Origin of the sequence: Chroococcus sp. FPU101, from assembly GCF_017312365.1 — a bacterium.
Taxonomy (GTDB): Bacteria; Cyanobacteriota; Cyanobacteriia; order Cyanobacteriales; family Microcystaceae; genus Chroococcus.
This window is the reverse complement of sequence record NZ_BLJI01000084.1, coordinates 1-4,992: the sequence shown is the minus strand read 5'-3', so window position 1 is coordinate 4,992 and position 4,992 is coordinate 1. Positions and strand designations below refer to the sequence as shown.

Sequence of the window (4,992 nt, the reverse complement as noted above, 5' to 3'; positions counted from 1 at the left end):
TGTCCTTTTTGTCCTCATTTCTTTGATGAGTTTAACCTATCTGTAGCCTATTTTTCAATAATTGGTATTACTCGAACCGCAGGTCGTGCAAGTTCTCCAAAAGAGCATCGACAACTATGAAAAATACAAGATGGGACAGGCTAACCCCGAAGACTCTGCCTGGGTGAAGTTTGGCGAAACCTATTTTGCGGTCGGATTTCTGGCCAAGAAAAACTTTCACACCGTCCATTGTCTGGAGTCGCTCAAAGTCGATTCCGCCATTCCCCAAGCCCTTGCGCTAGTAGGAAGTGTGGCACTCAAAAAAGCCCTGCCCACCCGATTTTCTCTGTCTCTGGGCATCTTACTGCCCTGGAACGAATTCCGTGACCGAGAGAAATTTGAGTCTCAAATTGCCACTGCTTTAGCTGACTATACCTTTCGGGGACATCGGCTATCAGTTCAGTTAGAATCGTTAACCGCACTGCCAGAAGGCGGAGGTATTTTTGCTAGGGGCAGAGTTCTGGAAAGAACAGGACAGAAGCTGAGAAACCCAAAAGAAATTACGATCGCTGTCATCATGCTCGGCTACCGTAATTCTTCCATCTTGGTAATCGAGAAGGGAGAACTGACAAAAGGGGCAACAGGTGATTTTGGCTTTGCACGGATGATTGAAAAGGTGCAGACTTTCACATCAGGTCAGAAGGTTAATGTTTTAATTCCGATCATCTGCCAAGCTCGTTCCCGACTAGGTAAACGAGCTTTGGAAACCCTAGCTCGTAGCCACCGCACTGAATTGAGACACAAAGAAGTCGAAGAAATTGCTGATGCAATTGCTGATGCTAGGGCAGAATATGTTGCGCTATTGCAGAATTGGCTACTGCAACATTTGCCTTCTCAAACAAAAATTGATGAGTTTATTATCAGTGGCGGTACATCACGCTATCTCAAAAAGGAACTAACTGACCTACTCAGGGGATTTAATGCTTCCCTCAATTGGTGTGTCAGCCTTGAAGAACGCATTCACAATACTTTCGGAGATACGGTCGGTAATCATTCCCTAGAGTATCGCTTGGCCGATGTTTATGGGTTGTTTTACAAACTACTCAACCGCCCCTTACCCAGACTGCGAGAAACTACTGGAGAACTTATCGATGTCCACGTCAGAGCAAGTTAATTTTGTCTTCCGCCATCAACCGAAGAAGAGATCTAAATACGGAGTCCTCTTGACCTATATCTGTGAAGATAATGCTGAGATGACCCGTAGCGATCGCATTCTACATCCTGTAGCAGCTTTCTGGTTGCCGTTTGCCTACAAGCATTGTAGTAATGCTTCTCTGTCTGAAGTTCAGCAAATGGCACGTTCTGCCGTCTATCAACTCAAACTTCATATCCAGTATTTAGAGGATTCATTCGGCTTGAGCAGTCATTCTGTACTGTCGGAAACGACGCAAGCGAAAGATAAGGAATTTTCAAGCAATGGAAAAGAGAATTTTGAGCCTTTTCTGGATGTGGAAGATTTTAGCGAAGAAGACGATATTCTTAGCCAATTTACTTAAAGTGAGTAGAGGAAAATGCCATTATGTTTACTCGTGAAGACTTACAACGTGAGTACGATCTTAGTGAAGAGGATGTTAGAGAAACACTTAAAGCCTGTGGACTATCGCTAAAAAAGCGTAACTATTCTGAAGCCGAACGAGAACGCTTTGCTCAAGCAAGGACGCTGTTCGATGAGGGGATAGCCAACTCTTATGATGATTTAGCCAGCCACTTTAAGAGCCAGAATTTTGAGGTTGAGGATGACGATAATGCTGTAGCTATCAGTACAGAACTGGCTGAACATTTACGTCTATTAGAACAGCAAGCAGTGGATACGGGCTTTCAGATGGGACTTCAGCAAGCGGAGATCATGGGGAAAGTTATCCCTCAAGTCACCATCATGCGGCTTAAACAAATGATTGCTACTGGAGAACTGAGGCAGAATTTTGAGCAGTTTTGGCAAGAAGCCTCTCATCAGTTGGGAAACGACGAATCTCTGGGCGAACGGGTGGAGAGTCGGTGGAAGGAGTATCAACTACAGAGGTACCAGCCCCTGACGAGCTTGCCCGAATCATCGATGGAATCATCCAACAACGACTTCTAATTGCCCTGAGCGAAGATGAGGCTCATTTTAAACTTCAACAGCAGAAACTAGCGTTCGAGAGTGAAAAGCGACGAAAACGCTGGCAAACAATTAGACGGTGGACTAACTTAATTAATTCTTGGACTTGGGCCGTTCTTCTAATGGCTATTATTTTTTCCCTCGGCATTTATCTGGGTGTTAATCTGATCCCCAAAGGAGTGATTTGTTCTTCTAGGGAAAGTCTCTGTTATTTCCTTCGCTTTGACGGCAATAAGCGATTACTTGAAAGGTCTTCAAAGTAAGTCTTCAAAATCAAAAGAATTTTTTGATTCTATGTCTTCAACGGCAAGATAGCCCTGGCTGAGACGTTCTTCAACCTCTAATCCTGAGCGAGCAATAGCTCTCTGACTGGGACTGAGTTTAACAGGATTGCCTTGAGCAAAAAGCATTCGTGTTTCCATTTCCTGCTTTTTCTGCCGCTCAAACCGTTCAATTTCCGCCTCAGAGCGTCCTTGTTTTTGCAAGAAATCTCGAAAATGAGGCTTAATCGTCCCATCGGCTTCGTATAAGCTTCTCTCTAAAACTGACTCAAAAATTGTGCCTGCTTCCATTGCTTTCTCGTTCAGAACTTCTGACAAGTGTTCCTCTACTAATGATAATAGGTCGGAGTGACAGTAATCATGACGCTGTACCTCGCTCATTTCGATACCAAACTGCGGCAAGACCTTCAGGTAACTGAACCGATTAAAAACTGTCTGGCTGAATATTTATTCCCTGATACTCGCTTTGCAATAGGAGAAATTAACCCTGAGCAAGTTAAAGCCAAAGAACTACGCGAATATCAAGGTATGACTCTCCAATTCGCTTCTCGGGAGAGGATGTATTTCTCAAATCGCTCCGTGCGCGACCTGCTTTATCCCAATTCTTCTGATGGAGCGGCTTACGGCAGTTTACCTTTTACCCCTTGCCAGTCGTTTTCCGAGATTCAACAAGCTAGAGTCCTTGTCATCAATGATAATACGGGAGACAGTAACGGCATCTTACCGAAAGAGCAAGCCTTAAAATTAGTCGGAGATTGTCACGGCAAAATGAGCCTAGAATTAGCCGAACAACTCACTGGACGCAAAAATGCCTCTTTACAATTTCGCCTCGGAATCCGCCCTCAAGAAAATTGTCAATTTTATCGAATTGCCAAAGGAACCTTAGCCCCTGACTCTCGATTAGAAACTTTGACAAGTGCTGTAATCGAGCAAGGCGACAAATTTAAAGTAGGATATGACCTAATTTTACCCACTAGCTCTTTCAAAGGGCGTAAAGGAGCAGATACGATTCAACCAGGAGAATACATTCTCGATATTGGGATTGGCGTAAAAACCATTGCAGAATACGGAAAACAAAGTCTCGGCGCACAGGTGTTAGTGAATTATCCGAAAGGAGTTTCAAGTGAGATTTTACCGATTCTTCAGCAGAAAGCAGAGGAATTAGCTCAAGCGCAATCAGATTTACACGCCCTAGCTCAACATTTCGTTACAACCTATGAAGAACGAGCTAACTGCTTTGAAGAAATTTTTGAAGAACTGGGTTCTCTTACCCCTTTAGATGCTTTAGCGACTGATACAGAAGAAACGCCTCAATCTCAAGAAAAGCTCCTCTTTGACTTCCTCAAAACCGATTTAGAGCATCACGGACAACTTTTAGAACACCCTTTCATCATCGACGAACTAAAGAAATTTCTCCAGCGACAATGGTTGGATATCGCCACAGGAAGGGCAATCAAGTTTCAAGCAGCACTAGCCCAACCAAGTCTTGATTTGAAAGAAAATGAGGTTTGTGTCCCCAAAATCCCAGATGGAACCGAACTAATCGTAACTCGCAGTCCTCTAGTCAACTCTAATGGAGTGATTGTCCTGACGAACCGTCATCTTCCTCAGTTAATAAAATTAGAAGGCTCGATTCATATTCATCCTGACACAGCCGCTAAACACTTACAGGCGGATTTTGATGGAGATAGATTAGCATTTGAACGAGCCGACCGCTATCCGACACTGACAGCAGAGATTAAAGAAGCTCTTAGGCAAGAGAACCGTTATCCTGATGTGGTGAAACGAGATAAAATCCCTTATAGTGGCAGTTTTGAGGAAATCGCCGTCAGTGCCGTCAAAAATGACATCGGAAAGATTGCTAATCAAATTATGGCCGCCGTAACGCTACGTTGGGAAACCGTACTGATGCCAGATGAGAAAAAAGAAATTTATGTTCAGCAAGTTGCTCAATATTATCGGGCTGTGCTTGCTAAAGATGTTGATCCTAAAAAACCTTTTCAGATTCCTGAACAATATCGGCAAAACATTCAAAATATCATCAATCTCCCTCAACAACCTTCCTCTGAACAAATTGAAACCGCTTTACAGCAGATGCGAGAGATTCAATTCAAAATTGTCGGCGACTTATCTAACGAACTTCAAGTGGCGGTTGATGGGCCAAAGAGTGCTTTAAGACCAGATAATACTGTACTCAATGCCTGTAAAGAAATCGGCGGTTATCAACCTGTCACTTGGCTAGGTGCGAGAGATAAAAGCCGTCATCCCCAAGTTTACCGTAATAAGACTTTAGAAAGTAGCAATGATGGCCCGATTGACCAGATGATTCGGATGACCAATGAAAAATGGCAGCAAAACTGTTTAATTGCTCGTCCTGCGGTTCAATTTCGGGGCTTTTTTCCCGAAGTGAGCAATCCTAAAATAGTTGAAATTGCTCAAGAAATCAAGGAAACTTACAACGACTATTTAAGGGCGGCACGTTCTCTTGAGGCTCTTAAAAGTCAACATAGAGAACTCATCAATCCTTATTTTAAGGTACACTCCACAACAAGTCATACTAAGTTGCGAATTAGA

5 protein-coding genes and 1 pseudogene are annotated in these 4,992 nt (G+C 43.4%); 5 read left to right on the top strand and 1 reads right to left on the bottom strand.

Annotated elements, in window-relative coordinates; all coding sequences use genetic code 11:
• Positions 1–130: 130 nt before the first annotated feature.
• The 4 genes from CFPU101_RS24975 to CFPU101_RS24960 are packed head-to-tail and all read left to right on the top strand — an operon-like array spanning position 131 to position 2,400.
• Positions 131–1,153, top strand: a complete 1,023-nt coding sequence (locus CFPU101_RS24975) for a ParM/StbA family protein (RefSeq protein WP_242578270.1) — start codon at positions 131–133, stop codon at positions 1,151–1,153.
• The gene (locus CFPU101_RS24970; RefSeq protein ID WP_206818554.1) at positions 1,131–1,535 is read left to right on the top strand and encodes a hypothetical protein; all 405 of its coding nucleotides are present in this window, start codon (positions 1,131–1,133) and stop codon (positions 1,533–1,535) included. The genes CFPU101_RS24975 and CFPU101_RS24970 overlap by 23 nt, the downstream gene beginning before the upstream one ends.
• 23 nt (positions 1,536–1,558) lie before the next feature.
• Positions 1,559–2,119, top strand: a complete 561-nt coding sequence (locus tag CFPU101_RS25880; protein ID WP_242578268.1) for a hypothetical protein — start codon at positions 1,559–1,561, stop codon at positions 2,117–2,119.
• Positions 2,035–2,400, top strand: coding sequence for a hypothetical protein (locus CFPU101_RS24960; protein WP_206818552.1), 366 nt, complete (start codon positions 2,035–2,037; stop codon positions 2,398–2,400). The genes CFPU101_RS25880 and CFPU101_RS24960 overlap by 85 nt, the downstream gene beginning before the upstream one ends.
• Here the strand turns inward: CFPU101_RS24960 and CFPU101_RS24955 are convergent.
• Entirely contained in the window at positions 2,392–2,799 is a 408-nt protein-coding gene (locus CFPU101_RS24955; RefSeq protein WP_242578266.1) for a hypothetical protein, read from the bottom strand. The two genes, CFPU101_RS24960 and CFPU101_RS24955, sit on opposite strands and share 9 nt — an antisense overlap.
• Between CFPU101_RS24955 and CFPU101_RS24950 the strand changes: the two are divergent.
• Positions 2,779–4,992 (top strand): annotated as a pseudogene (locus CFPU101_RS24950) (hypothetical protein); the annotation flags it as partial. The gene CFPU101_RS24955 and the pseudogene CFPU101_RS24950 overlap by 21 nt on opposite strands.